The sequence below is a fragment of the Yoonia sp. 208BN28-4 genome (genome assembly GCF_037543925.1).
Classification (GTDB): domain Bacteria; phylum Pseudomonadota; class Alphaproteobacteria; order Rhodobacterales; family Rhodobacteraceae; genus Yoonia.
The window spans coordinates 446,512-470,068 of the sequence record NZ_JBBIFY010000002.1; the positions used below are offsets into that span (position 1 = coordinate 446,512).

Annotated in this window: 29 protein-coding genes; all 29 read left to right on the top strand. The window is 58.8% G+C overall.

Annotated elements, in window-relative coordinates; all coding sequences use genetic code 11:
- Positions 1-2: 2 nt before the first annotated feature.
- Positions 3-1,943, top strand: a complete 1,941-nt coding sequence (locus V8J84_RS08320) for an acetyl/propionyl/methylcrotonyl-CoA carboxylase subunit alpha (protein WP_339929961.1) — start codon at positions 3-5, stop codon at positions 1,941-1,943.
- The gene (locus V8J84_RS08325) at positions 1,940-2,599 is read left to right on the top strand and encodes a glutathione S-transferase family protein (protein ID WP_339929963.1); all 660 of its coding nucleotides are present in this window, start codon (positions 1,940-1,942) and stop codon (positions 2,597-2,599) included. Before V8J84_RS08320 ends, V8J84_RS08325 begins: the two co-directional genes overlap by 4 nt.
- Before the next feature lie 141 nt (positions 2,600-2,740).
- Positions 2,741-3,598: a hydroxymethylglutaryl-CoA lyase gene (locus tag V8J84_RS08330; protein WP_339929965.1), complete on the top strand. Its 858-nt coding sequence runs from the start codon at positions 2,741-2,743 to the stop codon at positions 3,596-3,598.
- Positions 3,595-4,368, top strand: a complete 774-nt coding sequence (locus V8J84_RS08335) for a crotonase/enoyl-CoA hydratase family protein (protein ID WP_339929967.1) — start codon at positions 3,595-3,597, stop codon at positions 4,366-4,368. Before V8J84_RS08330 ends, V8J84_RS08335 begins: the two co-directional genes overlap by 4 nt.
- Before the next feature lie 195 nt (positions 4,369-4,563).
- Complete coding sequence (locus tag V8J84_RS08340; RefSeq protein ID WP_339929969.1) at positions 4,564-4,929, top strand: NADH-quinone oxidoreductase subunit A; 366 nt, start codon at positions 4,564-4,566, stop codon at positions 4,927-4,929.
- Positions 4,920-5,450 carry a NuoB/complex I 20 kDa subunit family protein gene (locus V8J84_RS08345; RefSeq protein WP_339929971.1) on the top strand — a complete coding sequence of 177 codons (531 nt, stop codon included), beginning with the start codon at positions 4,920-4,922 and terminating at the stop codon, positions 5,448-5,450. Before V8J84_RS08340 ends, V8J84_RS08345 begins: the two co-directional genes overlap by 10 nt.
- On the top strand, positions 5,447-6,058 hold the full coding sequence (locus tag V8J84_RS08350; protein WP_339929973.1) for an NADH-quinone oxidoreductase subunit C: 612 nt from the start codon (positions 5,447-5,449) through the stop codon (positions 6,056-6,058). The genes V8J84_RS08345 and V8J84_RS08350 overlap by 4 nt, the downstream gene beginning before the upstream one ends.
- Positions 6,055-7,293 carry an NADH-quinone oxidoreductase subunit D gene (locus V8J84_RS08355; protein WP_339929975.1) on the top strand — a complete coding sequence of 413 codons (1,239 nt, stop codon included), beginning with the start codon at positions 6,055-6,057 and terminating at the stop codon, positions 7,291-7,293. The genes V8J84_RS08350 and V8J84_RS08355 overlap by 4 nt, the downstream gene beginning before the upstream one ends.
- Positions 7,294-7,387: 94 nt before the next feature.
- Positions 7,388-7,687 (top strand): hypothetical protein, encoded by a 300-nt coding sequence (locus tag V8J84_RS08360; RefSeq protein WP_339929977.1) that lies wholly within the window; start codon positions 7,388-7,390, stop codon positions 7,685-7,687.
- 121 nt (positions 7,688-7,808) lie between these two features.
- Positions 7,809-8,960, top strand: a complete 1,152-nt coding sequence (locus V8J84_RS08365) for an NADH-quinone oxidoreductase subunit E (protein WP_339929979.1) — start codon at positions 7,809-7,811, stop codon at positions 8,958-8,960.
- Between the two features lie 174 nt (positions 8,961-9,134).
- Complete coding sequence (locus tag V8J84_RS08370) at positions 9,135-10,010, top strand: NADH:ubiquinone oxidoreductase (protein WP_339929981.1); 876 nt, start codon at positions 9,135-9,137, stop codon at positions 10,008-10,010.
- A 30-nt stretch (positions 10,011-10,040) separates the two neighbouring features.
- Positions 10,041-10,265, top strand: coding sequence for a DUF5337 domain-containing protein (locus tag V8J84_RS08375; protein ID WP_339929983.1), 225 nt, complete (start codon positions 10,041-10,043; stop codon positions 10,263-10,265).
- 41 nt (positions 10,266-10,306) lie between these two features.
- Positions 10,307-11,593: an NADH-quinone oxidoreductase subunit NuoF gene (gene nuoF, locus V8J84_RS08380; protein WP_339929985.1), complete on the top strand. Its 1,287-nt coding sequence runs from the start codon at positions 10,307-10,309 to the stop codon at positions 11,591-11,593.
- Positions 11,590-11,868 carry a hypothetical protein gene (locus tag V8J84_RS08385; protein ID WP_339929987.1) on the top strand — a complete coding sequence of 93 codons (279 nt, stop codon included), beginning with the start codon at positions 11,590-11,592 and terminating at the stop codon, positions 11,866-11,868. The genes nuoF and V8J84_RS08385 overlap by 4 nt, the downstream gene beginning before the upstream one ends.
- A gap of 270 nt (positions 11,869-12,138) precedes the next feature.
- The gene (locus tag V8J84_RS08390) at positions 12,139-12,465 is read left to right on the top strand and encodes a hypothetical protein (RefSeq protein ID WP_339929989.1); all 327 of its coding nucleotides are present in this window, start codon (positions 12,139-12,141) and stop codon (positions 12,463-12,465) included.
- A 15-nt stretch (positions 12,466-12,480) separates the two neighbouring features.
- Positions 12,481-12,684, top strand: a complete 204-nt coding sequence (locus tag V8J84_RS08395; protein ID WP_339929991.1) for a hypothetical protein — start codon at positions 12,481-12,483, stop codon at positions 12,682-12,684.
- Positions 12,685-12,689: 5 nt separating this feature from the next.
- Positions 12,690-13,172, top strand: coding sequence for a DUF3291 domain-containing protein (locus V8J84_RS08400; protein WP_339929993.1), 483 nt, complete (start codon positions 12,690-12,692; stop codon positions 13,170-13,172).
- Positions 13,169-13,402, top strand: a complete 234-nt coding sequence (locus V8J84_RS08405) for a hypothetical protein (RefSeq protein ID WP_339929995.1) — start codon at positions 13,169-13,171, stop codon at positions 13,400-13,402. Before V8J84_RS08400 ends, V8J84_RS08405 begins: the two co-directional genes overlap by 4 nt.
- Before the next feature lie 78 nt (positions 13,403-13,480).
- Positions 13,481-13,825: a hypothetical protein gene (locus V8J84_RS08410; protein WP_339929997.1), complete on the top strand. Its 345-nt coding sequence runs from the start codon at positions 13,481-13,483 to the stop codon at positions 13,823-13,825.
- A 119-nt stretch (positions 13,826-13,944) separates the two neighbouring features.
- Positions 13,945-14,349, top strand: coding sequence for a DUF5333 domain-containing protein (locus tag V8J84_RS08415; protein WP_339929999.1), 405 nt, complete (start codon positions 13,945-13,947; stop codon positions 14,347-14,349).
- 156 nt (positions 14,350-14,505) lie between these two features.
- Complete coding sequence (gene nuoG, locus V8J84_RS08420) at positions 14,506-16,524, top strand: NADH-quinone oxidoreductase subunit NuoG (protein ID WP_339930001.1); 2,019 nt, start codon at positions 14,506-14,508, stop codon at positions 16,522-16,524.
- Positions 16,525-16,581: 57 nt separating this feature from the next.
- Positions 16,582-16,914: a hypothetical protein gene (locus V8J84_RS08425; protein ID WP_339930003.1), complete on the top strand. Its 333-nt coding sequence runs from the start codon at positions 16,582-16,584 to the stop codon at positions 16,912-16,914.
- 9 nt (positions 16,915-16,923) lie between these two features.
- Positions 16,924-17,964: an NADH-quinone oxidoreductase subunit NuoH gene (gene nuoH / locus V8J84_RS08430; protein ID WP_339930005.1), complete on the top strand. Its 1,041-nt coding sequence runs from the start codon at positions 16,924-16,926 to the stop codon at positions 17,962-17,964.
- A gap of 3 nt (positions 17,965-17,967) precedes the next feature.
- Positions 17,968-18,462 carry an NADH-quinone oxidoreductase subunit NuoI gene (nuoI, locus tag V8J84_RS08435; protein ID WP_339930007.1) on the top strand — a complete coding sequence of 165 codons (495 nt, stop codon included), beginning with the start codon at positions 17,968-17,970 and terminating at the stop codon, positions 18,460-18,462.
- Complete coding sequence (locus V8J84_RS08440; RefSeq protein ID WP_339930009.1) at positions 18,459-18,860, top strand: carboxymuconolactone decarboxylase family protein; 402 nt, start codon at positions 18,459-18,461, stop codon at positions 18,858-18,860. Before nuoI ends, V8J84_RS08440 begins: the two co-directional genes overlap by 4 nt.
- On the top strand, positions 18,857-19,462 hold the full coding sequence (locus V8J84_RS08445; RefSeq protein WP_339930011.1) for an NADH-quinone oxidoreductase subunit J: 606 nt from the start codon (positions 18,857-18,859) through the stop codon (positions 19,460-19,462). The genes V8J84_RS08440 and V8J84_RS08445 overlap by 4 nt, the downstream gene beginning before the upstream one ends.
- 127 nt (positions 19,463-19,589) lie before the next feature.
- The gene (nuoK, locus tag V8J84_RS08450) at positions 19,590-19,895 is read left to right on the top strand and encodes an NADH-quinone oxidoreductase subunit NuoK (protein ID WP_129763037.1); all 306 of its coding nucleotides are present in this window, start codon (positions 19,590-19,592) and stop codon (positions 19,893-19,895) included.
- Positions 19,896-19,901: 6 nt separating this feature from the next.
- Positions 19,902-22,016 (top strand): NADH-quinone oxidoreductase subunit L, encoded by a 2,115-nt coding sequence (gene nuoL / locus V8J84_RS08455; protein ID WP_339930013.1) that lies wholly within the window; start codon positions 19,902-19,904, stop codon positions 22,014-22,016.
- The gene (locus tag V8J84_RS08460) at positions 22,016-23,557 is read left to right on the top strand and encodes an NADH-quinone oxidoreductase subunit M (protein ID WP_339930015.1); all 1,542 of its coding nucleotides are present in this window, start codon (positions 22,016-22,018) and stop codon (positions 23,555-23,557) included. The genes nuoL and V8J84_RS08460 overlap by 1 nt, the downstream gene beginning before the upstream one ends.

Sequence of the window (23,557 nt, forward strand, 5' to 3'; positions counted from 1 at the left end):
ATATGTTTAACAAAATCCTGATTGCCAACCGTGGAGAGATCGCCTGTCGTGTCATGCAGACAGCGCGGCGCATGGGTGTGAAAACCGTCGCGGTGTATTCAGACGCCGATGCAGATGCGCTTCACGTCGCACAAGCGGACGAGGCGGTGCGGCTGGGGCCTGCGCCTGTGGCCGACAGCTATTTGCGTGGTGATCTAATTATTCAGGTAGCCATCGACACCGGCGCGCAAGCGATCCATCCGGGCTACGGCTTTTTGTCTGAAAATCCCGACTTCGTGGATGCCGTCGAAAAAGCGGGGCTGGTTTTTATCGGACCGTCTGCCAAGGCCATTCGCGCTATGGGGCTGAAAGATGCGGCAAAGGCGCTGATGGATATGGCGGGCGTGCCTGTTGTGCCGGGCTATCATGGCGACAATCAGGACGGGGACTTTCTCGCGGGTGAGGCGCAAAAGATCGGTTATCCCGTGCTGGTCAAGGCTGTCGCTGGCGGCGGCGGTAAGGGCATGCGTTTGGTGGAACGCGAAGCAGACTTTGCCGAAGGACTGGCCAGCGCGCAGGCCGAAGCCAAAACCGCCTTTGGCAACGCCGACGTGCTGATCGAAAAGTTTGTGCAGAGCCCGCGCCATATCGAAGTGCAGGTTTTCGGGGATGGCACTGACGCGGTGCATCTGTTCGAGCGCGACTGTTCGCTTCAACGCAGGCATCAGAAAGTGATTGAAGAGGCGCCAGCCCCCGGTATGACCGAAGCGATGCGCCGCGCGATGGGCGATGCAGCCGTCACGGCGGCCAAGGCCATTGGATATGCAGGTGCTGGCACCATCGAATTTATCGTGGACGGCTCTGACGGTCTGCGCACAGATGGCTTCTGGTTCATGGAGATGAACACGCGCCTTCAGGTCGAACACCCCGTCACGGAAGCGATCACCGGCGTTGATCTGGTGGAATGGCAGTTGCTGGTGGCCGCAGGGGGGAAGATCCCCGCGCAGCAGGACGATCTGACGATTACCGGTCATGCGTTTGAAGCGCGTATCTACGCCGAGGACGTGCCAGCAGGGTTTTTGCCCGCGACAGGCACACTGGCACATCTACAGTTTCCAGATAGCGCCCGCATCGACAGCGGCGTGGCAACCGGATCAGAGATTTCGCCCTGGTATGATCCAATGATTGCGAAGCTGACAGTGCACGGACCTGACCGCCCAACCGCTCTGACGCAGTTGGCGCAGGCGCTGGGCGATACACAGGTGGCAGGGACTGTCACCAACCTGGCGTTTTTGCGCAGGCTTGCCGTGGATGATGATTTCGCCGCTGGCCGCGTCGATACAGGTCTCATTGCACGTAAAATTGACACGCTATCACAGGCCGCCACGGCCAGCCCGCAACGGATCGCTGCAGCGGCTTTGGTGGCGACCGGTCTGGATAACACAGGCGATGCGTTGCGCGGGTTCTCACTCTGGACGCCGCTCAAGCACACAATCGACCTTGCCGCAGGTGACACGGTTTATAGCTGCCAGCTGACTGTGAACGGTCCCGACAATGTGAGCGTTGCGGTTGAGGGAACAAACGTCGCTGTGCGGCGCAGGCGTGGTCAATGGTGGACCGACGGACAAAAGATGCCGCACGTGCGACACCACGACGACGCTGTCACCGTCTTTGATGACGAGACCCTGACCTTGCGCGTGATCGACCCGCTTGACCGCGCCACTGCCGCCGGTGGCAGTGACGAGGTGATTGCGCCGATGCCGGGCCTTGTGCGCGATGTGGCAGTGACATCAGGACAAAACGTTCAGGCAGGCGACAGGCTGGCAGTGCTTGAGGCGATGAAGATGGAACATGTGCTGCGCGCCCATCGCGATGGCACGGTGGACAAGGTTGCGGTAAAAGCAGGCGATCAGGTTGTGGCAGGGGCCTTGCTTGTCGCTCTTGCGCCGTTGGACGCGTCATGATCCGGCTGCATCACTGTCCGCAGACACGATCCATGCGCAGCCTGTGGCTTCTGCACGAGCTTGGGATTGAGTTCGCGGTAAAGACCTACGGCTTTGGGCCCGAAATCAAGGCCGAGACCTATCTGGATTTGAACCCTACCGGTCGGGTGCCAAGCCTTGAGATTGATGGCGACGTGCTGTTTGAAAGCGGTGCGATCGCCGAGGTGCTGTGCGAACGCCATCCGGACGCCGGCTTTGGTCGCGGTGCTGGTGATCCCGAGCGGGCGGCTTGGCTGAACTGGGTCCACTACGCCGAAACAGTCAGCCAACACGTCGCGGCGCTGACACAGCAGCATGTGATGCTCTTTGAAGACTGGATGCGCAGCCCGACGGTGATGAAACTGGAGGCCGCACGCCTGCGCAAATGCTATGGCGCGATCGATGACGCGCTGGGCGGGCAGGCATATCTTTTGCCATGCGGATTTTCAGCCGCGGATATCGGGGTGGGGCAGGCGGTCTATATGGGGGCGCATTTTGCAGCGCTTGACGGGTTCGAACACTTGCAAGACTGGATGGCGCGGCTGCAAGCGCGACCCGCGTTTCAAGCATCCTTGCCGGACGACGCAAACCGCCTTTACCAGCAGGATTTCTATCCTGCGTGGGAGCAACCAAAATGAGCGGCTGCGCCGCACGCGATATTTTGGGCTGCCGCACGCAGGTAAGACAGCGTTGCGCATCATGCCGGTTCGCCCGCTTGGCGAATTGGAGGCCAGCCTCCAAACCTCCGAAGTATTTCTATCCAAAAGAAGGAGGGGTGCATGTCTGACCATGTACATCTTCACGAGGTGGGGCCGCGGGACGGGCTGCAGAATGAAAAGGCTGTGATCGGGGTAGACCGGAAGGTTGCGCTCATTGACCTGTTATCGGGCAGCGGGTTGCAGGACATCGAAGTGGGATCGTTTGTCAGCCCCAAATGGGTGCCGCAGATGGCGGATACGCCAGAGGTGTTGGGCCAGATGCAGCGTGCCGCAGGTGTAACGTACGGCGTGTTGGTGCCCAATATGCGCGGCTGGGACGGCTTTGCGCCATTTGCAAACGGTCCGTTTGAAATTGCCGTGTTTATCTCGGCCTCCGAGGGGTTCAGTCAGGCTAACTTGAACTGCTCGGTCCGTGAAAGCGTCGCGCGCGCGGCACCGGTCGTGACGGCGGCGCAAGAGGCGGGTGTTGGTGTGCGCGGTTATGTATCCTGCGTGACCGACTGTCCGTTTGACGGTCCCGTCGCGCCGGATGCGGTGGCAGAGGCCACGGGGCTGCTGCGGGCGCTTGCGCCGATGCAGGTGTCGTTGGGCGACACGATTGGCAAAGGCACGCCAGAGCGGGTGGGTGCGATGCTAGAGGCCGTGTTGCACGACACGCCAGCGGATCAACTGGCCGGGCATTTTCACGACACAACCGGACTTGCGACACGCAATATCGCCGTGGCGCTTGATCTGGGGCTGCGGCATTTCGATAGCGCCGTCGGCGGTCTGGGCGGCTGTCCCTATGCGCCGGGCGCGCCGGGGAATGTGGCGACTGAAACCGTTCTGGAGATGCTCGACAAACAAGGGTGGCATCATGGCGTAGATCGCGATGTCATCGCCAAGGCGGCAGTTATGGCAAAAGGGATGCGCGCATGATCAGGACCGAGACAGACGCACGCGGCGTGGCGACACTTACTCTCGCGCGGGCGGAAAAGCACAACGCCCTGTCAGCCGAAATGATCGCGGGATTGACCGAGGCTGCACAAACGCTTGGCGCTGATCCTGAGGTGCGTGTCGTTGTCCTCTCAGCAGACGGGCGGACGTTTTGCGCAGGCGGTGATCTGGGCTGGATGCGCGACCAGATGGAGGCTACGCCGCAGGACCGCGCGCGGGAGGCCCGCAAACTGGCCGAGATGTTGCAGGTTCTAAACCTAATGCCCAAGCCGCTGATCGGGCGGGTGCAGGGCAATGCCTTTGGCGGTGGCGTGGGCATGGCCTGCGTGTGCGATACGGTTGTCGCCGTGGATGCCGCGAAATTTGCGCTGACCGAAACCAAGCTGGGGCTGATTCCCGCAACCATCGGGCCCTATGTACTGGCGCGTATGGGCGAGGGACGTGCACGGCGCGTTTTCATGTCAGGCCGTGTGTTTGATGCAGATGAGGCGATGGCCTTGGGTGTCGTGGCCAAGGTTGTGTCGCCTGATGCGCTTGATGAAGCCATTGAGGCCGAGGTCGCACCCTATTTAGCTTGCGCGCCGGGGGCTGTGGCCGATGCAAAGACCTACGCCAGATCGTTGGGCCCGGTGATTGACGATGCGCTGATTGATCGGTCCATCGCGGGGTTGATGGCGCGTTGGGAAGATGAAGAGGCGCAGGAAGGGATCGGTGCGTTCTTTGACAAGCGCAAACCGCGCTGGGCCAAGTAGGCGGGCGATTGGCCGAGATGTGACACCTCAGGCGCGTGCCACACCACGTTGAGCTTTCACGATCTACTTCCTCAGCGCAAATACACCGGCACAAAGTGTCGCCCCCCGTTGACCCCCCCAAGTCACGGGGTTAAGTGTCTGACCAGCCAAAAAGGGCGGGGTTGATCCCCTCGCGCAAAGGGAAAGGACCACCCCTTGGACTTTGATGTCACTGAATACCTGCCGATCCTGATTTTTCTGGGGCTTGCCATCGCGCTGGGCCTGATTTTGATCCTTGCCGCCGCCGTTGTGGCGGTGCGTGCGCCGGATCCCGAGAAAGTATCGGCCTACGAATGCGGATTTAACGCCTTTGATGATGCGCGGATGAAATTCGACGTGCGGTTCTACCTCGTGTCGATCCTGTTTATTATCTTCGATCTTGAAGTTGCGTTCCTGTTCCCTTGGGCGGTTGCCTTCAAGGATGTGAGCATGGTGGGCTTCTGGTCGATGATGGTGTTCCTTGGCGTGCTGACCATCGGCTTTGCTTACGAATGGAAGAAAGGGGCGCTCGAATGGGAGTGATGACCGGAACCCAAGTGGGCGCTGACAAAGAGCACGGCACCCAGCTTTTGAATAAAGAGTTGCAGGACAAGGGTTTCCTTGTGACCTCGACCGCCGACATGGTGAACTGGGCGCGGACAGGGTCCTTGCACTGGATGACCTTTGGTTTGGCCTGCTGCGCGGTTGAAATGATGCACACGTCCATGCCGCGCTATGACCTTGAGCGGTTTGGCACAGCGCCACGCGCATCGCCGCGCCAGTCCGACCTGATGATTGTGGCCGGTACGCTGACCAACAAGATGGCACCCGCGCTGCGCAAGGTCTACGACCAGATGCCAGAGCCGCGTTACGTGATCTCGATGGGGTCCTGCGCGAACGGTGGTGGCTACTATCACTACAGCTATTCCGTTGTGCGCGGCTGTGACCGCATCGTGCCGGTGGATGTCTACGTGCCCGGCTGCCCGCCAACGGCAGAGGCGCTGCTTTACGGTATCCTGCAACTGCAACGCAAAATCCGCCGGACAGGGACGATCATCAGATGAGCAATGCACTGCAAGAGCTTGGCGCGCACATTGAGCTGAAGCGCAAGGACTGCGTTCTGTCGTGGGAAGTTGCCCATAACGAGCTGACGATCACCGTGTCGCTGTCCAATCTGGTGGGCTTTGTCGAGTTTCTGAAAACCGACGGCGCTTGCCAGTTCAACAGCCTCGTGGACATCACAGCCGTGGATTACCCCAGCCGCGCCAAGCGGTTCGACGTGGTCTATCACTTCCTGTCGATGTACCAGAACCACCGCATCCGCATCCGCACGCAAATCCGTGAAAAGGATATGGTGCCTTCGATCATCGACGTGCATCCATCGGCCAACTGGTTCGAGCGCGAGATCTTCGACATGTTCGGCATCCTGTTTTCAGGCCACCCCGATCTGCGCCGCTTGCTGACCGACTACGGTTTCCGCGGCTATCCGCTGCGCAAGGATTTCCCGACGACGGGTTACACCGAAGTGCGCTATGACGAAGTGCAAAAGCGGGTCGTCTACGAGCCGGTTTCGCTGGTTCAGGAATACCGCCAGTTCGATTTCATGTCCCCTTGGGAAGGCGCGCAATACGTCATTCCGGGTGACGAAAAAGCCGAGGAGTCAGCAAAATGATGGACGGCGATATCCGTGTAAACACCTACGACGACGGCTCGACCGATGCGTTGACGGGTGAGCAGAAGATCCGCAACTTCAACATCAACTTCGGCCCGCAGCACCCTGCGGCGCACGGTGTGTTGCGTCTGGTGCTTGAACTGGACGGCGAGATTGTCGAACGCTGCGACCCGCACATCGGCCTGCTGCACCGTGGCACCGAAAAGCTGATGGAAAGCCGCACCTACCTGCAAAACCTGCCGTATCTGGACCGCCTTGATTATGTGGCCCCGATGAATCAGGAACACTCATGGTGTTTGGCGATTGAAAAGCTGACCGGCGCCGAAGTGCCGCGTCGCGCGTCGCTGATCCGCGTTTTGTATTCCGAAATTGGCCGCATCCTGTCGCACCTGCTCAACGTCACGACACAGGCGATGGACGTGGGCGCGCTGACCCCGCCGCTTTGGGGCTTTGAAGAGCGTGAAAAGCTGATGGTGTTCTACGAACGCGCCTGTGGTGCGCGTTTGCACGCCGCCTATTTCCGCCCCGGTGGTGTGCATCAGGACCTGCCCGATGATCTGGTTGAGGATATTGACCAGTGGGCCGTGGAATTCCCCAAGGTGATCGACGACATTGACGGCCTTCTGACCGAAAACCGCATCTTCAAACAGCGTAACGCCGATATTGGTGTCGTCAGTGAGCAGGATATTCAGGACTGGGGTTTCTCCGGTGTGATGGTCCGTGGCTCCGGCTTGGCTTGGGACCTGCGCCGTGCACAGCCTTACGAGTGCTACGACGAGTTTGAATTCCAAATCCCTGTCGGCAAGAACGGCGACTGCTACGACCGCTATCTGGTCCGCATGGAAGAGATGCACCAATCGGTGTCGATCATCCGTCAGGCCTGCGAAAAGCTGCGCCACGAAAAGGGCGACGTGATGGCCCGTGGTAAGCTGACACCACCCACACGCGGCGAGATGAAGACCTCAATGGAAGCGCTGATCCACCACTTCAAACTCTACACCGAAGGCTTCCACGTGCCTGCCGGTGAGGTTTATGCGGCGGTAGAGGCCCCTAAGGGCGAGTTCGGCGTTTATCTGGTCGCCGACGGCACCAATAAGCCATATCGCGCCAAGCTGCGCGCGCCGGGCTATCTCCACCTGCAGGCGATGGATTACCTTGCATCGGGTCACCAACTTGCCGACGTCGCCGCCATTATCGGCACGATGGACGTGGTGTTTGGTGAAATCGACAGATGATCCTGACAGGGATCATCCTTGGATTTTTGAAATACGTTTTGCCGTTGGACCAGTTGGAATTCTGGATTGCGGCCGAGATAATGGAGATAGCAGCATGACCAGATTTGTAAGCGCATTGGCCCTGATCGCTGTGGCCGCCTGTGGTGAAGTGTCACTTGTTTCCGATACGCCGTCCGCACCGGCCACTGTCCAGCTTTCTGCGAAAGAGCGGTTTATTCGCGCCGTCGAAGGGCAGGGCTGCGTCCTGAGTGCCGACAACGTGGGCGCAATCCTGAGCCGCGCGTCGATCACGCCTGACGACATGCGCCGCATCGTGCCAGAGCTTGAAGCCGCAGGGCAGGCCGAAGTCGCCAGCGACGGCGAAATCCGCGTCTTGTCGGCCAACTGCATATGATCGCTATGTCTCTCATCGGGGTGGTGCCGGGCTTTTTCGCGTCCGGACTTATCTTTCACGCCCCACCACTTGCCATTTTTGCCGCGCTTTCAGCGGGCACCCTTGCGACCGGAATGAACTAATGCTGCGTAGACTTCACGCCGACCAACCTGACAGCTTTGCCTTTACGCCCGAGAACCTGAAATGGGCCGAAGGACAGATGACCAAATACCCCGAGGGCCGTCAGGCATCGGCCATCATCCCGCTGTTGTGGCGTGCGCAGGAACAGGAAGGCTGGCTGACTCGCCCCGCGATTGAAGAAGTCGCGCGCATGCTTGATCTGGCCTATATCCGCGCGCTTGAGGTGGCATCGTTCTACTTTATGTTCCAGCTTCAACCTGTTGGTTCTGTTGCACATATTCAGGTCTGCGGCACGCTGTCCTGCATGATCTGTGGCGCCGAAGACTTGGTCGCGGTGTGCAAAGAAAAGATCGCCGCCAACCCGCACGAGCTGTCTGCTGATGGCAAGTTTTCGTGGGAAGAGGTCGAATGCCTTGGGTCCTGTGCGAACGCACCAATGGCCCAGATCGGCAAAGATTACTATGAAGACCTGACCGCAGCCCGCATGGGCGAGATCATTGACGAACTGGCCGCTGGCAAGGTGCCAACACCCGGCCCACAGAACGGACGGTATGCCGCCGAACCACTGAAAGGGCTGACCAGCCTCAAGGACTACGACAGCGGCAAGACGCAATATAATGCGTCCGTGCAGCTGGCGACGGATATTGGCGACACAGTCAAGCGGATCGACGGCACCGAAGTGCCGATCCTGACGCCGTGGCAGGACAGTGGCGAGACTGTCAAGGATCGCCCCGCCCAGACGCCGCCCAAGCCCGCAAAGGCCAAAAAGCTGGCGGAAAAGAACGCACCGCGCCCTGCCAAGGATACGCCTGCAAACGGCTCTGGCGTGACCGAGCAGCAGGCCGATGCCGCGTCCAAGGCCAAGCCTGTGGGCAAATCCAATCCCGGCACCTCGCCCGAGGCGACCGGCCCCGAGAGCAAGCCGGAAACCCTGACAACCGCACGCGCCGAAGGGGCGGATGACCTCAAGCGGATTAGCGGTGTCGGCCCGAAACTGGAGCAGACGCTCAACGATCTGGGCTTTTATCACTTCGACCAGATCGCGGCCTGGACACAGGACGAAATCCAGTGGGTTGATAACCGGTTGAAGTTCAAAGGGCGCATCGTGCGCGACAACTGGATCGCACAGGCAACTGATCTAGCTAAGGCGTAAGCCCCGCATCATGCGGGCAAGGCAAGGGCCTGACGGGAAAATCCCTTATCAAACGGCGAAAAAACCGTTATTCAAGGGGTTGCGGCGTCATCTGTTGGGACACAGCACTTGCCGGACCGCAGATTTGTAGGGGTGGCGCCGCTGTGTTCTGCCGCCTTGGGGAGAAAAGTTGAAATGAAAGATACTGCACCTATCAGCCTTGGCATTATCGCTGTCGCTGGCCTGTTTGGCCTGATCGCCGCGGGCGTTGCCTTTGTTTTGTATGAATATGCGGTGGCCGCCGCGATCTTTGTCGGCGCGATTGTCGCGGTGATTGCAGCCGTCGTTCTGATGTTGGGCTGGCGGTCGCCACAGGCAGGTCCGATGGGCCCGCGCGACGTATCGCCAGACGGCAATCAGGCACAACGCAGCGGCATGGCGCCATCCGCGACAGGGACGCCGGTTGGTGCAACGCCTGTCATGGCAGGTGCCTCGGTCGCTGGCGGGGCCACGGTTGATGCCATGTCGGGCAAAGCATCGCCACAGGCAGATGCGGCCCACCAGCCTGCATCAACACCAAGCGCACCTGCGCCAACAGCGCCGGCACAGCCTTCGCCGTCAACAGCGACTGCGTCGGCAGCAACGACCGCGCAAAAGCCTGATGATACCGGCATTCTGGAAGAGCCTGACCGCAGCGTGAAAGCCGCACCTGCCGCGACGCCAGCACCGGCGAAACCTGCTCCGGCTCCGGCTCCGGCAACACCTGCGCCAGCAGTGTCGGACGCGGACAAGCCACAGATGCTGACTGCGGCCCGCGATGGCGGTCCGGATAACCTCAAGCAGATCAAGGGCGTTGGCCCAAAGCTGGAAGGCATGCTGCACCGGATGGGTGTCTATCACTTCGATCAGGTCGCCAGCTGGGGACCAAACGAAGTGGCATGGGTTGACCAGAACCTCGAAGGTTTCAAAGGCCGCGTCAGCCGTGACAACTGGGTGCCTCAGGCCAAAGTTCTGGCGGAAGGCGGCGCAACCGACTTCTCCAGCAAAGTGAAAAAGGGCGGCGTTTACTAAACGCCGCTTGCCAAATAACCGCGAGACGCAATGACCCAGACAGGCAAGTCACCACAAGGCAAAGCAGGACAACGCGTCGCGTTGCTTATGGCCGGCGTTGGTGTTTTTTGGATCATAGCGACGCTGGCAGGGTCGGAATTGGGGTGGTCACATCGCACCATCGCACTTTTTGACCTTGCAGCCCTCGCTGGTTTCGGGTTTGCGCTATGGCAGACTTATTTGCTCTGGCGTGCGCGCCAGAACGACGATGAATGACAAGACCGACACGACGACAACGGGCGACAAGGGTTTAGCAGATGCTTCAGGATCAGGACCGGATTTTCACCAACCTTTACGGGATGCACGACCGGACACTTGATGGCGCGAAAAAGCGTGGTCACTGGGACGGCACGGCCGCTATCATCCAGAAGGGCCGCGACTGGATCGTGGACGAGATGAAAGCCTCCGGCCTGCGTGGTCGCGGTGGCGCTGGTTTCCCCACGGGTCTCAAGTGGTCGTTCATGCCCAAGGAAAGCGACGGACGCCCTGCCTATCTGGTCGTCAACGCCGACGAATCAGAGCCGGGCACCTGCAAAGACCGCGAGATTATGCGCCACGATCCGCACACCTTGATCGAAGGGTGCCTGATCGCCAGCTTCGCGATGAACGCACACGCCTGCTACATCTACATTCGCGGCGAATACATCCGCGAGAAAGAGGCGCTGCAAAACGCCATCGACGAAGCATACGAGGCCGGACTGGTCGGCAAGAATGCTGCTGGATCGGGCTGGGATTTCGACCTTTATCTGCACCACGGGGCAGGGGCCTACATCTGTGGCGAAGAAACTGCACTGCTCGAAAGCCTTGAAGGCAAAAAGGGCATGCCACGCATGAAGCCGCCATTCCCTGCGGGTGCCGGACTTTATGGCTGCCCGACCACTGTGAACAACGTGGAATCGATTGCCGTCGTGCCAACAATCTTGCGCCGCGGCGGCGCGTGGTTCGCTGGCATGGGCCGTCCGAACAACGTGGGCACCAAGCTGTTCGCGATCTCCGGCCATGTGAACAACCCCTGTGTCGTCGAAGAAGAAATGTCGATCACCTTTGAAGAGCTGATCGACAAGCACTGCGGCGGTATTCGCGGCGGGTGGGATAACCTCAAGGCCGTGATCCCCGGCGGGTCGTCCGTTCCTGTTGTGCGCGGCGAAAAGATGCGCGATGCGATCATGGATTTCGATTACCTGCGCGGTGAGCTTGGCTCTGGCCTTGGCACGGCGGCGGTGATCGTGATGGACCAGTCCACCGACATCATCAAAGCGATCTGGCGTTTGTCCAAATTCTACAAGCACGAAAGCTGCGGCCAGTGCACGCCGTGCCGCGAAGGCACCGGCTGGATGATGCGCGTGATGGAACGCCTTGTGCGCGGCGACGCCGATCCGGCGGAAATCGACATGCTGTTTGACGTGACCAAGCAGGTCGAAGGCCACACGATCTGTGCGCTAGGTGATGCGGCGGCTTGGCCGATTCAGGGCCTCATCAACAATTTCCGCGACGAGATCGAAGACCGGATCAAGCACAAGCGCAGCCCAGTCGCCGCTGAATGATCAAAGCGTTAGGCTGTGTCGTCGGATTGCTGGCAGCGCCCCTTGCGGCTGCTGCCGACACACGGCCCTCCATGCCCTACGATTTGGTGATTGTCAGCTGGTCTGCGCAATCCGCCGTTTTCCTGGCCCAAGATTGCGACGAATTTATCCTTGCTGAAGGGCTGGATTCTGTGGTCCGCGATTACCTTCAGGATCTGGTGGATCGCGGTATCAGGGTCGAAGACTATGAGACCTACTACGCGCCAGCGCCCGCATTTTCTGGCGATGCGGTGTAGCTGTTGTTCGACATCTCAAATCTGCGCGTCATCCGCCACACAGAACAGATGGACGGGTGCAATTTTGCGTGGTTGGTTTACGATTCCGATAAGCTGACCGGCGTAATGATCACATCGCGCCCTGAAAACAATGTGCTAGGCTAAAGCTGTCGCGCAGCACTGCGCAACCAAACTGCCGCAATGGCGTTTGTTCTGTGTTACGCGAGACGCGGCGGCTATGATAGGGTTTCGGCCACCGCACCAATGCCTTTGATGGCAGAAAGGATCGCTATGAAACGCTTTGCATTGTTGATGGTCCCGTTTGTGATGTCCGCCTGCCTGCCGCTTGACGTGGCCGTGGTAGAGCAGTCCTCCACGGCTGTGATTGATGGTGTCACCGTCAGCTACAACGAAGATTATCTGGCCGTATCGCGCCAGTTTCAGGCGCTGCAAAACACGCGGGAAGATCAGGTCGCGGCCCGCGCGGCTGTAGGGGCCTATTGCGGCAATCAGGGGCTGGGCTATCTGGACCGGTCATCGTCGTTTAACGCTTCAGACATGACTTGGCGTTTTCGCGGAAACTGCGTGCTGCCCGACGGCACACCTGTATCGCAGTAAAGCAGTCTTGCGCCGATGCTGACCCATCCCGATGTCTGCCCGGCTTGCAACACAAAACCCTATCCCGTGGGGCGGGCGTGCGACCACTGCGGATATGTCGGGCAAAAGCTTGATAGTATCCAGCGGTTGAAAATTTTTCCGGTCTGGATGATGTTGCCAGTCATGCTGATTACCTGCCTGCTGGCCGTGGTGATCTTTTTCTATGTGATCACGGGGTAATCCGAATGCATCTTGCCGAATTGAATGTCGGGCGTCTGACCGCCCCCACAGATGATCCGCGCGTGGCGGACTTCATGTCGAATCTTGACCGGATCAACGGTCTTGGCAAACGGATGCCCGGATTTGTCTGGATGGCCGAGGGGTCTGGCGAGCCGGGCACTGGCAACACCGAGGACAAGCTGGACGGTGATCCGCTGTTTGTGTCGAACTTGACAGTCTGGGAAACGCCGGCGGCGCTTGAAACCTTTGTCTGGGGCACGGTTCACAAGCAATTTTACGAACGCAAGGCGGAATGGTTCGAGGTGCTTGGCGGGATGCATTTTGTCATGTGGTGGGTGCCGGAAGGGCACAAACCATCGCTCGACGAAGCCCGCGCGCGTCTGGCCCACCGCGAAGCGCACGGCGATAGCGATCACGCTTTCGGCTGGGACTGGCTGAAGGAGAATACGATGCACAAGACGCACGCCTGCGGGGTCGCTGCCGAATGAAGGCGCTGATCGACGGGTTCCTCAGCTTCTTGGCCGCGATTGCCACGGCGTTCATCTGCGGTGTGCCAGCATGGTTCACATTTCAGGCGGTGCAGACGGGGCTTGCCCCGATGTGGGTGTATGCCGCCGTTGCCGCGCTTGCGGGCGTCGGGCTTTTGATGACCTACACCTTTATCGAAAAAGGCTTTCGCGGCGTCAGCCCCTCGCGCGACAGGCGTCGCCCGTCCTAGGTCGGGAAAACGTGACTTCGTCGCAGCGTATGAGGTGTGATAGATTGTAGCCACATGCATTTCGCGAGGTTGTAATCTATGCATCTATCCAAGCTTTTTTTCATCGTCGGTCTCGTTGCTCCCGCCGTCCTTGCCGCCCAAGAGGCGCAGGTCACCGAAACGCGCCAGCTGGGGCAGCCCGAATTTTACGAAAACACCACCAGTGTTTTTGAAGGCGGCAGCATGTTGTCATTGTCGACTTCTGCGACGCCGGTCACAGTGATCTATCGGCGCGTCGCTGGCGAACCGCTAACAGATATGGATGCCGCAGCGCTTGCTACTACGGCTTATGTTTGTGACGGATTTGAGATGATCGACAAAACGTCGACAGTCACACCCGATGTTATCACGTTTTCCTATCGCTGTATCACCCCTGACCAATAGGCAGTTTTCGGCAAGGCGGACGATCAAAATAGCCGTCCGATATTGAATAACAGGCCCGCCTGACCGATGTGAAATGGCAACGGGCAGCCAAACTTGCCCAAGCGCCAAGGAGCAGATCAATGAAAACACCCGCAATCGTTACCGCCGCCGCAATGACCGTGGCCATGCTGGCGGGCAACGCCTCGGCGCAGTCCAACCTGCGCGACGTGACCGAGATCACCGAAGGGTTGATTGCCGTTGGCACCGCTGTTGAGATCAGCGACAAATGCGGATCCATTGGGCCGCGCAACTTTCGTGGGCTTGCCTATCTGAATTCATTGCGCAACCGCGCTGTGGCACTGGGGTTTTCAGCGTCACAGATTGATGATTTCACCGATGACAAAGCCGAACAGGACCGTCTTGAGGCGATTGCGCGGGCCCGTCTGGCCGACAAAGGCGTGGTTGAAGGACGCGAAGAGACATATTGCGCCGTGGGCCGTGCCGAGATGGCGGCAAATTCAGCCATTGGGCGGTTGCTTTACTAGCATCCGGCAGGGGCAGATCAGACGTGACAACTCACCGCAAAAAGCCCCTTAAAAAAATGCGCTAGCCGCTGGCATCACCCGCGACCATCCGTTAGAACCCGTGCCAACGGCCTTCCCTTGCCCGGGACTGCCGCCAAGGGAACGGAAAGGCGCGCTATGTCTGATCTGAAAAAAGTCGTCATTGATGGAAACGAGATCGAGGTTGATGGGGCGATGACCCTCATTCAGGCCTGCGAGGTTGCCGGGATCGAAATCCCGCGTTTCTGTTACCACGAACGTCTGACAATTGCAGGCAACTGCCGCATGTGTCTGGTCGAGGTTGTGGGTGGCCCGCCCAAGCCCGCCGCGTCCTGTGCGATGCAGGTGCGCGATCTGCGCCCCGGTCCCGAAGGACAGGCGCCACAGGTCAAAACCAATTCGCCCATGGTGAAAAAGGCCCGCGAGGGCGTGATGGAATTCCTGCTGATCAACCACCCGCTGGATTGCCCGATCTGCGATCAGGGCGGCGAGTGTGACTTGCAGGATCAGGCCATGGCCTATGGCGTGGACTTCTCGCGCTTCCGCGAACCAAAGCGTGCGACCGAAGACCTTGATCTTGGCCCGCTGGTCGAGACGCACATGACACGCTGCATTTCCTGCACCCGCTGCGTGCGCTTCACCACCGAGGTGGCTGGTATCAACCAGATGGGCCAGACAGGTCGTGGTGAGGATGCTGAGATTACGTCTTATTTGGGCGAAACGCTTGATTCGAACATGCAGGGCAACATCATCGACCTGTGCCCCGTTGGCGCGCTGGTCTCAAAGCCTTACGCCTTCACCGCCCGTCCGTGGGAACTGTCCAAGACCGAATCCATCGACGTGATGGATGCGCTTGGCGCGAACATCCGCGTTGATACCAAGGGCCGTGAAGTGATGCGGTTCCTGCCGCGCAACCACGACGGCGTGAACGAAGAGTGGATTTCCGACAAGACACGCTTTGTCTGGGACGGTTTGCGCCGCCAGCGTCTTGATACACCTTACATCCGCGAAAACGGCAAACTGCGCAAAGCGGGCTGGGATGAAGCCCTGACTGCTGCCGCTGCTGCGATGAAGGGCAAGAAAGTTGCAGGTCTGGTCGGCGATCTGGCCCCGACCGAGGCGGCCTATGCGCTGAAAGCCATGATCGAAGGGCAGGGCGGTCACGTCGAATGCCGCACCGACGGCGCCAAGCTGCCAGCGGGCAACCGTTCGGGCTATGTTGGCACCGCGACAATCGAAGATATCGAAAACGCTGAAAACATCATTCTGATCGGCGCGAACCCACGGGTCGAAGCACCGGTTTTGAACGCGCGTATCCGCAAGGCGTGGATCAAAGGCGCGAAAGTGGCCCGCATCGGCACGCCGGTTGATCTGACCTATGACGTCATTGAACTGGGAACCGACCGCGCAGCGCTGCAAAACCTTGCTGACATGGATCACTCCGACAAAGACGGTGTCGCTGGCGTGATGATCATCGGGCAGGGCGCATTGACCGAAGCGGACGGTGCTGCTGTGCTAGGCACTGCCATGCAGATGGCGCAGGCCGGTTCGTCGAAATTCATGGTTCTGCACACAGCGGCTGGCCGCGTTGGCGCGCTGGACGTGGACGCCACGACCGAAGGCGGCATGGATGCCGCGCTTGATGGTGCCGAAGTTGTGTACAACCTTGGTGTGGACGAGGCTGAAATCGCTGCTGGCCCGTTTGTCATCTATCAGGGCAGTCACGGTGATCGCGGTGCGCATCGCGCTGACATCATCCTGCCGGGTGCCGCCTATACGGAGGAAAGCGGCCTGTTTGTGAACACCGAAGGCCGCCCGCAACTGGCCCTGCGTGCCAGCTTTGCCCCCGGTGAAGCCAAGGAAAACTGGGCGATCCTGCGCGCTTTGTCCGCTGAACTGGGCAATACACTGCCGTTTGATAGCCTTGCGCAACTGCGTCAGGCCATGATCGCGGCGCATCCGCATCTGGCAAAGGTTGACGAGGTGCCTGAAAACGAATGGCAGCCGCTTGAAGCCAAGGCCATGGGCAGCGCCGATTTCCGCTACGCCCTCACCGATTTCTGGCTGACCAACCCGATTGCACGCTCCAGTAAGCTGATGGCGGAACTGTCGGCCAATGCCAAAATGCGCCAGACGCAGAAACTGGCAGCCGAATAGGTGAGATATGCCGCCGTCATAAGCGCTGCGGCCCTCGCGGGCTGCGCCGGAACGCAGGTGGACACACCTGACGCCCCGTTTGCGCCTGTCTATGGCGGTGTTGAAACGCGGTTGCTTGACGGTGAATTGGTGAATTTCCGCGTCAGCATGACCGGTGCACGCGGGCAGGCCGACGTGGTGGATTACGCCAAATGCGCCGCCGCGCAATACACGCTGATCCGCGGGTATGGATTTTTGCGACAGGTGCGCACGACCGCCGCCGAAGAGGGTGGTCTTTGGACCGCAGATGCTGTTTACACCATCTCGCCTGCTTTGCCGCGCGGGAACAGAACGATAGACGCCGAAGTGACGGTGGCCGAATGTGGCCGTGCCGGCATTCCGACGGTGTAAGGGACTGACATGATAGAGTTTTTCACACAAACGAACCTTGGCATTGTGCTGCTGATCTTGGGCCAGTGTCTGCTGGTTCTGGTTCCGCTGCTCGTGGCGCTGGCGTTTTTGATGTATGCAGACCGCAAGATCTGGGCCGCTGTTCAGATGCGCAAGGGACCCAATATCGTGGGTCCGTTTGGTTTGCTTCAATCGTTTGCCGACTTTCTGAAGTATATCGTCAAGGAAATCGTTGTTCCTGCAGGCGCTGATAAATCGGTCTTTTTCCTCGCTCCGATGATCTCCTTCGTGTTGGCCGTGATCGCGTGGTCGGTGATCCCGTTTAACGATGGGTGGGTGCTGGCCGATATCAACGTGGCGATCCTCTATGTTTTTGCCGTGTCCTCGCTTGAGGTTTACGGCGTGATCATGGGCGGTTGGGCGTCGAACTCCAAATATCCGTTCCTTGGCTCGCTCCGTTCTGCCGCGCAGATGATCTCTTACGAGGTGTCGCTGGGCCTGATCATTATCGGTGTGATTATCTCCACCGGGTCTATGAACTTTGGCGCAATTGTCGAAGCGCAGCGCGGTGATGCGGGCCTCTTCAACTGGTACTGGGTCGCGCACTTCCCGATGGTATTCCTGTTCTTCATCAGTGCCTTGGCCGAAACAAACCGTCCGCCGTTCGACCTGCCGGAAGCTGAATCCGAACTGGTCGCGGGCTATCAGGTGGAATACTCCTCCACACCATTCCTGCTCTTTATGATCGGCGAACTGATGGCCGTGGTGCTGATGTGCGCACTGGTCACGCTGCTGTTCTTTGGTGGCTGGCTGTCGCCCGTGCCGTTCCTGCCGGACGGTGTGTTCTGGATGATCCTGAAGATGGCGCTGGTGTTCTTCATGTTCTCGATGGTGAAAGCCATCACCCCGCGCTACCGCTACGACCAGTTGATGCGCATCGGTTGGAAGGTATTCCTGCCGCTGTCACTGGCATGGGTCGTGCTGGTATCGTTCCTTGCGAAATTCGAAGTTCTTGGCGGCTTTTGGGCCCGCTGGACAATGGGAGGCTGATCAATGAGCAGTTTCGACTACACCCGCGCAGGCAAGTATTTCCTGCTGATGGACTTCTGGAAGGGCTTTGGCCTTGGCATGAAGTATTTCTTCAGCCCCAAAGCCACGCTGAACTATCCGCACGAAAAGGGGCCGATTTCCCCACGTTTCCGTGGTGAGCATGCCCTGCGCCGTTATCCCAATGGCGAAGAGCGTTGCATTGCATGCAAATTGTGCGAGGCCGTCTGCCCCGCGCAGGCCATCACAATCGACGCAGAACCGCGCGATGATGGCTCCCGCCGCACCACGCGCTACGACATCGACATGACGAAATGCATCTACTGCGGCTTCTGCCAAGAGGCATGTCCCGTCGATGCAATCGTCGAAGGCCCGAACTTCGAATTCTCGACCGAGACCCGTGAAGAGCTGTATTACGACAAAGAAAAGCTCCTCGATAACGGCGACCGCTGGGAAGCCGAGATCGCGCGCAACCTCGAGATGGACGCGCCGTACAGATGACCGATGCCGCCAACCCTTTTGCCGCGATGATGAAGATGGGTCAGGACTGGGCCAAGCAGGTGAACCCTGCTTTGACCACGTTCACGCCCAAAGGCTTTGAAGAGATGTTCCCGACCATGCCAAAGGACGTCATGGAGATGTTCATGGGCAAGGGGATGAACCCCGAAGGGCTCGATTCAAAGACAAAGCTGCTGTTGACGCTGCAAGGTTTGACCATCATGGGCGCACAGGCCGAGGCGCAGGTGCGTCTGACCGTGCGCCACGCGGTCGAGGCAGGGGCAAGCAAGCAGGAAATCGCGGAAACGATTGCCCAAGCGGCAATGTTCGGCGGTGTGCCTGCAATGACGAAGGCGATGGAACTCGCCACCGAAGTTTTGGACAAGGATAACGAAGCATGACTGTCGCTGCGTTTACGTTTTACCTTTTCGCCCTTTCCACAGTGATCGGCGGGCTGTTCACGGTCATCAGCCGGAACCCTGTGCACTCGGTCTTGTGGCTGATCCTTGCGTTTTTGTCTTCGGCCGGCCTGTTCGTGCTTTTGGGCGCGGAATTTGTAGCGATGCTGCTGATCATCGTTTACGTGGGCGCCGTCGCGGTGCTGTTCCTTTTCGTTGTGATGATGCTGGACGTGGATTTCGCCGAACTGAAGGCCGAGATGACCAAATACCTGCCACTGGCACTGCTGATCGGTGTGATCATCATCATGCAGCTTGCACTGGCGTTTGGCGTCTGGGGCTTTGCCGATAACGTGGCCGAAAATCTTGCCGCACCCACGTCGGACTTCAACAACACGGGCGCGCTGGGTCTGCTGATCTACGACCAGTACATCATCCTGTTCCAGCTTGCCGGATTGATTCTGCTGGTGGCGATGATCGGTGCGATTGTGCTGACGCTGCGCCACCGCGTGGATATCAAGCGCCAAAATGTCATTGCCCAGATGCACCGCGATCCGGCACTGGCGATGGAACTCAAAGACGTGAAACCGGGACAGGGACTTTAATATGTCGAGAAATACTATCGGTGTTTTGGTCGTTGTGCTGATCGTGATTTTTGGCGGATACGGCCTGTCGCTGTAAGCGGCGTCGCAAAAGAATAAAGCGGGGCAAAGACCCCGATGAGGGACTGACATGATCGGACTTGAACATTATCTCACAGTGGCGGCTGCGCTTTTTGTGATCGGCATCTTCGGGCTGTTCCTGAACCGCAAGAACGTGATCATCCTGCTGATGAGTATCGAACTGATGCTGCTGGCAGTGAACATCAACTTTGTGGCCTTTTCCAGCTTCCTCAACGATCTGGTGGGGCAGGTGTTCACCCTGTTCGTGCTGACCGTTGCCGCCGCCGAGGCCGCGATTGGTCTGGCGATCCTTGTCTGTTTCTTCCGCAACCGTGGGACCATCGACGTTGAAGACGTCAACGTGATGAAGGGCTAAAGACCAATGGAAACTATTATCCTTTTCGCCCCTCTTGTTGGTGCACTCATCGCGGGCTTCGGCTGGAAGTTTATCGGTGAGACCGCGGCACAGTGGGTCACCACTGGCCTGCTGTTTCTGGCCGCCTTCCTGTCGTGGATCGTGTTCCTGACCTTTGACGGTCAGACAGAAAGCATCCAGATCTTGCGCTGGATCGAAAGCGGGTCGCTCAGCACCGATTGGGCCATCCGCATGGACCGCCTGACGGCCACGATGCTGATCGTGATCACCACCGTGTCCGCTCTCGTCCACTTGTATTCCTTCGGCTACATGGCCCATGACGAGAATTTCAAAGAGGGTGAGCATTACAAGGCCCGCTTCTTTGCCTACCTGTCGTTCTTCACCTTTGCGATGTTGATGCTGGTCACAGCCGACAACCTTGTGCAGATGTTCTTTGGCTGGGAAGGGGTTGGCGTCGCGTCCTACCTTTTGATCGGTTTCTACTACAAAAAACCGTCCGCTAACGCCGCCGCGATCAAGGCCTTTGTGGTCAACCGCGTGGGTGACTTCGGCTTTGCGCTGGGTATTTTCGCGCTGTTCATGCTGACCGACAGCATCAAGTTTGACGATATCTTTGCCGCCGCACCTGACTTGGCCGAGCAGACGATGGGGTTCGTCGGGCTTGAGTTCAATGCCGCCAACCTGATCGGTATCCTGCTGTTCATCGGCGCGATGGGTAAATCGGCGCAGTTGATCCTGCACACATGGCTGCCGGACGCGATGGAAGGCCCGACACCAGTGTCCGCCCTGATCCACGCCGCCACCATGGTGACCGCCGGTGTTTTCCTTGTCTGCCGCATGAGCCCTGTGTTCGAATATGCGCCAGAGGCCAAGCAGTTCATCGTATTCCTTGGTGCCTCCACCGCGTTTTTTGCCGCGACCGTGGGTCTGGTGCAGAACGATATCAAGCGCGTCATTGCCTATTCGACCTGTTCGCAGTTGGGCTACATGTTCGTGGCCGCTGGCGTTGGTGTTTACTCCGTTGCCATGTTCCACCTGCTGACACACGCGTTCTTTAAGGCGATGTTGTTCCTTGGCGCTGGTTCCGTCATCCACGGGATGCATCACGAGCAGGACATGCGGAACTACGGCGGTCTGCGCCACAAGTTGCCCAAGACATTCTGGGCCATGATGATCGGCACGTTGGCGATCACAGGCGTTGGTATCCCGCTGCTTTATATCGGCTTCCCTGTTGGCTTTGCGGGCTTTGTGTCCAAGGACGCGATCATCGAAAGCGCTTATGCAGCCGAAGCAGGCTATGCCTTCTGGATGCTGGTGATTGCCGCGCTGATGACCAGCTTCTACAGCTGGCGCCTGATGTTCCTGACGTTCTACGGCACGCCACGCGGTGACAAGCACACGCATGAACACGCGCACGAAAGCCCCAATGTCATGCTGATCCCGCTGGCTGTGCTGGCCATCGGGGCGATCTTCTCGGGCATGTATTTCTACAAGCCGTTCTTCGGCTCCGACAAATATGTGGGCGAGTTCTTCGGCGTGATCGAGACGAAGTACGAAGCAGAAGACACGGCCAATACGTTCTACCTGATCGCGCCAGCCTATGCTGCTGCTGAAGAGACGGAAGAGGGTGCTGCGGACGATCACGGTGCCGAGTGGCCCGAGACACCGGGGCAAGGCGCGATCTTCAAGGCACCCGACAACCACGTCCTGCACGATGCGCACTATGTGCCTGTCTGGGTCAAGCTGTCGCCGTTCATCGCGATGCTGCTTGGCTTTGGTCTGGCGTTCCAGATGTATATTCGTCGCCCCGACTGGCCCGCCAAGCTGGCTGCCAACCAGGCACCGCTTTATAACTTCCTGCTCAACAAGTGGTATTTTGACGAGCTGTACAATTTCATCTTCGTGCGTCCTGCCATGGCCATTGGCCGCTTCTTCTGGAAGCAGGGCGATACCAACACGATTGACGGCGGGATCAACGGTCTTGCTATGGGGATCGTGCCGTTCTTCACACGGCTCGCGAACCGCGCGCAGTCGGGTTACATGTTCACTTACGCATTTGCGATGGTTCTGGGGATTACAGTGCTTCTCACATGGGTCACGCTGTTCGGAGGTGCCAACTAATGGATAACCTTCTGACGCTTACCACCTTCATCCCGCTGCTGGGTGCTGTCATTCTGGCTGTGTTCTTGCGCGGCGACGATGAGGCCGCACAACGCAACGCCAAATGGCTGGCTCTGGCCGCGACGGTCGCCACGTTTGTGGTGTCGCTCTTTATTCTGGCTGCGTTTGATCCGGCAAACACCGATTTCCAGCTGGTGGAAGAGCGTGATTGGCTCTTGGGCCTGCAATACAAAATGGGTGTCGACGGGATTTCGATCCTGTTTGTGATGCTGACCACATTCCTGATGCCGCTTGTCATTGCGTCATGCTGGTCGGTCGAAACCCGCGTGAAGGAATACATGATCGCATTCCTGTTCCTTGAGACGCTCATGCTGGGCGTGTTCATGGCGCTGGACCTTGTGCTGTTCTACCTCTTCTTTGAGGCGGGCCTCATTCCGATGTTCCTGATCATCGGCATCTGGGGCGGGGCGAACCGCATCTATGCATCGTTCAAATTCTTCCTCTACACCTTCCTCGGGTCCGTCCTGATGCTGGTGGCGATGGTGGCTATGTTCAACGACGCTGGCACCACCGACATCCCGACGCTGATGACGCACGAGTTTGGATCAGAGAGCTTCTCGCTCTTGGGTATCCAGATCATCGGCGGCGCGCAAACCTTGATGTGGATCGCGTTCTTTGCATCCTTCGCAGTGAAAATGCCGATGTGGCCCGTCCACACGTGGCTGCCCGACGCGCACGTCCAAGCGCCAACCGCAGGTTCTGTTGTGCTGGCCGCGATCCTGTTGAAGATGGGCGGCTACGGCTTCCTGCGTTTCTCGCTGCCAATGTTCCCCGTTGGCTCCGAAGTCATGGGGCCGCTGGTCCTTTGGCTGTCGGCGATTGCGATTGTCTACACATCGCTGGTTGCCCTCGTGCAGGCCGACATGAAAAAGCTGATCGCCTATTCATCCGTCGCCCACATGGGTTACGTCACCATGGGTATCTTTGCGGTGAACCAGCAGGGTATCGACGGCGCGATCTTCCAGATGATCTCCCACGGCTTCATCTCTGGCGCGCTCTTCCTGTGTGTTGGCGTGATCTACGACCGGATGCACACCCGCGAGATTGACGCTTACGGTGGTCTTGTGAATCGGATGCCTGCCTACGCGCTGATCTTCCTGTTCTTCACAATGGCCAATGTGGGCCTGCCGGGCACATCGGGCTTTATCGGTGAATTCCTGACGCTGATGGGTATCTTCCAGGTCAACGTCTGGGTCGCGATTATCGCCACATCCGGTGTGATCCTGTCGGCAGCCTACGCGCTGTGGCTCTACCGCCGCGTGGTCATGGGTGACCTGATCAAGGAAAGCCTGAAATCCATCACGGATATGACAGGCCGCGAGCGTGCGATCTTCGTGCCGCTGGTTGTGATGACGCTGCTGCTGGGCGTCTATCCTGCGCTGGTCCTCGACATCATTGGCCCAAGCGTGACTGCGCTGGTCGCCAACTACGATACTGCAACGGCCGCCTTTGAGGCTGCCAATCAACTTGCTTCGCAATAA

Excerpts from the sequence above, each read along its gene's own strand:
- V8J84_RS08445 (WP_339930011.1), top strand. The coding sequence starts at position 18,857 with ATGACTGTCGCTGCGTTTACGTTTTACCTTTTCGCCCTTTCCACAGTG.
- V8J84_RS08415 (WP_339929999.1), top strand. The coding sequence starts at position 13,945 with ATGAAAACACCCGCAATCGTTACCGCCGCCGCAATGACCGTGGCCATG.
- V8J84_RS08365 (WP_339929979.1), top strand. The coding sequence starts at position 7,809 with ATGCTGCGTAGACTTCACGCCGACCAACCTGACAGCTTTGCCTTTACG.
- V8J84_RS08325 (WP_339929963.1), top strand. The coding sequence starts at position 1,940 with ATGATCCGGCTGCATCACTGTCCGCAGACACGATCCATGCGCAGCCTG.
- V8J84_RS08440 (WP_339930009.1), top strand. The coding sequence starts at position 18,459 with ATGACCGATGCCGCCAACCCTTTTGCCGCGATGATGAAGATGGGTCAG.
- V8J84_RS08375 (WP_339929983.1), top strand. The coding sequence starts at position 10,041 with ATGACCCAGACAGGCAAGTCACCACAAGGCAAAGCAGGACAACGCGTC.
- V8J84_RS08370 (WP_339929981.1), top strand. The coding sequence starts at position 9,135 with ATGAAAGATACTGCACCTATCAGCCTTGGCATTATCGCTGTCGCTGGC.
- V8J84_RS08320 (WP_339929961.1), top strand. The coding sequence starts at position 3 with ATGTTTAACAAAATCCTGATTGCCAACCGTGGAGAGATCGCCTGTCGT.
- V8J84_RS08350 (WP_339929973.1), top strand. The coding sequence starts at position 5,447 with ATGAGCAATGCACTGCAAGAGCTTGGCGCGCACATTGAGCTGAAGCGC.
- V8J84_RS08345 (WP_339929971.1), top strand. The coding sequence starts at position 4,920 with ATGGGAGTGATGACCGGAACCCAAGTGGGCGCTGACAAAGAGCACGGC.
- V8J84_RS08330 (WP_339929965.1), top strand. The coding sequence starts at position 2,741 with ATGTCTGACCATGTACATCTTCACGAGGTGGGGCCGCGGGACGGGCTG.
- nuoF (WP_339929985.1), top strand. The coding sequence starts at position 10,307 with ATGCTTCAGGATCAGGACCGGATTTTCACCAACCTTTACGGGATGCAC.
- nuoI (WP_339930007.1), top strand. The coding sequence starts at position 17,968 with ATGAGCAGTTTCGACTACACCCGCGCAGGCAAGTATTTCCTGCTGATG.
- V8J84_RS08335 (WP_339929967.1), top strand. The coding sequence starts at position 3,595 with ATGATCAGGACCGAGACAGACGCACGCGGCGTGGCGACACTTACTCTC.
- V8J84_RS08410 (WP_339929997.1), top strand. The coding sequence starts at position 13,481 with ATGCATCTATCCAAGCTTTTTTTCATCGTCGGTCTCGTTGCTCCCGCC.
- V8J84_RS08395 (WP_339929991.1), top strand. The coding sequence starts at position 12,481 with ATGCTGACCCATCCCGATGTCTGCCCGGCTTGCAACACAAAACCCTAT.
- V8J84_RS08385 (WP_339929987.1), top strand. The coding sequence starts at position 11,590 with ATGATCAAAGCGTTAGGCTGTGTCGTCGGATTGCTGGCAGCGCCCCTT.
- V8J84_RS08400 (WP_339929993.1), top strand. The coding sequence starts at position 12,690 with ATGCATCTTGCCGAATTGAATGTCGGGCGTCTGACCGCCCCCACAGAT.
- V8J84_RS08390 (WP_339929989.1), top strand. The coding sequence starts at position 12,139 with ATGAAACGCTTTGCATTGTTGATGGTCCCGTTTGTGATGTCCGCCTGC.
- nuoK (WP_129763037.1), top strand. The coding sequence starts at position 19,590 with ATGATCGGACTTGAACATTATCTCACAGTGGCGGCTGCGCTTTTTGTG.
- V8J84_RS08460 (WP_339930015.1), top strand. The coding sequence starts at position 22,016 with ATGGATAACCTTCTGACGCTTACCACCTTCATCCCGCTGCTGGGTGCT.
- V8J84_RS08405 (WP_339929995.1), top strand. The coding sequence starts at position 13,169 with ATGAAGGCGCTGATCGACGGGTTCCTCAGCTTCTTGGCCGCGATTGCC.
- nuoH (WP_339930005.1), top strand. The coding sequence starts at position 16,924 with ATGATAGAGTTTTTCACACAAACGAACCTTGGCATTGTGCTGCTGATC.
- nuoG (WP_339930001.1), top strand. The coding sequence starts at position 14,506 with ATGTCTGATCTGAAAAAAGTCGTCATTGATGGAAACGAGATCGAGGTT.
- nuoL (WP_339930013.1), top strand. The coding sequence starts at position 19,902 with ATGGAAACTATTATCCTTTTCGCCCCTCTTGTTGGTGCACTCATCGCG.
- V8J84_RS08355 (WP_339929975.1), top strand. The coding sequence starts at position 6,055 with ATGATGGACGGCGATATCCGTGTAAACACCTACGACGACGGCTCGACC.
- V8J84_RS08360 (WP_339929977.1), top strand. The coding sequence starts at position 7,388 with ATGACCAGATTTGTAAGCGCATTGGCCCTGATCGCTGTGGCCGCCTGT.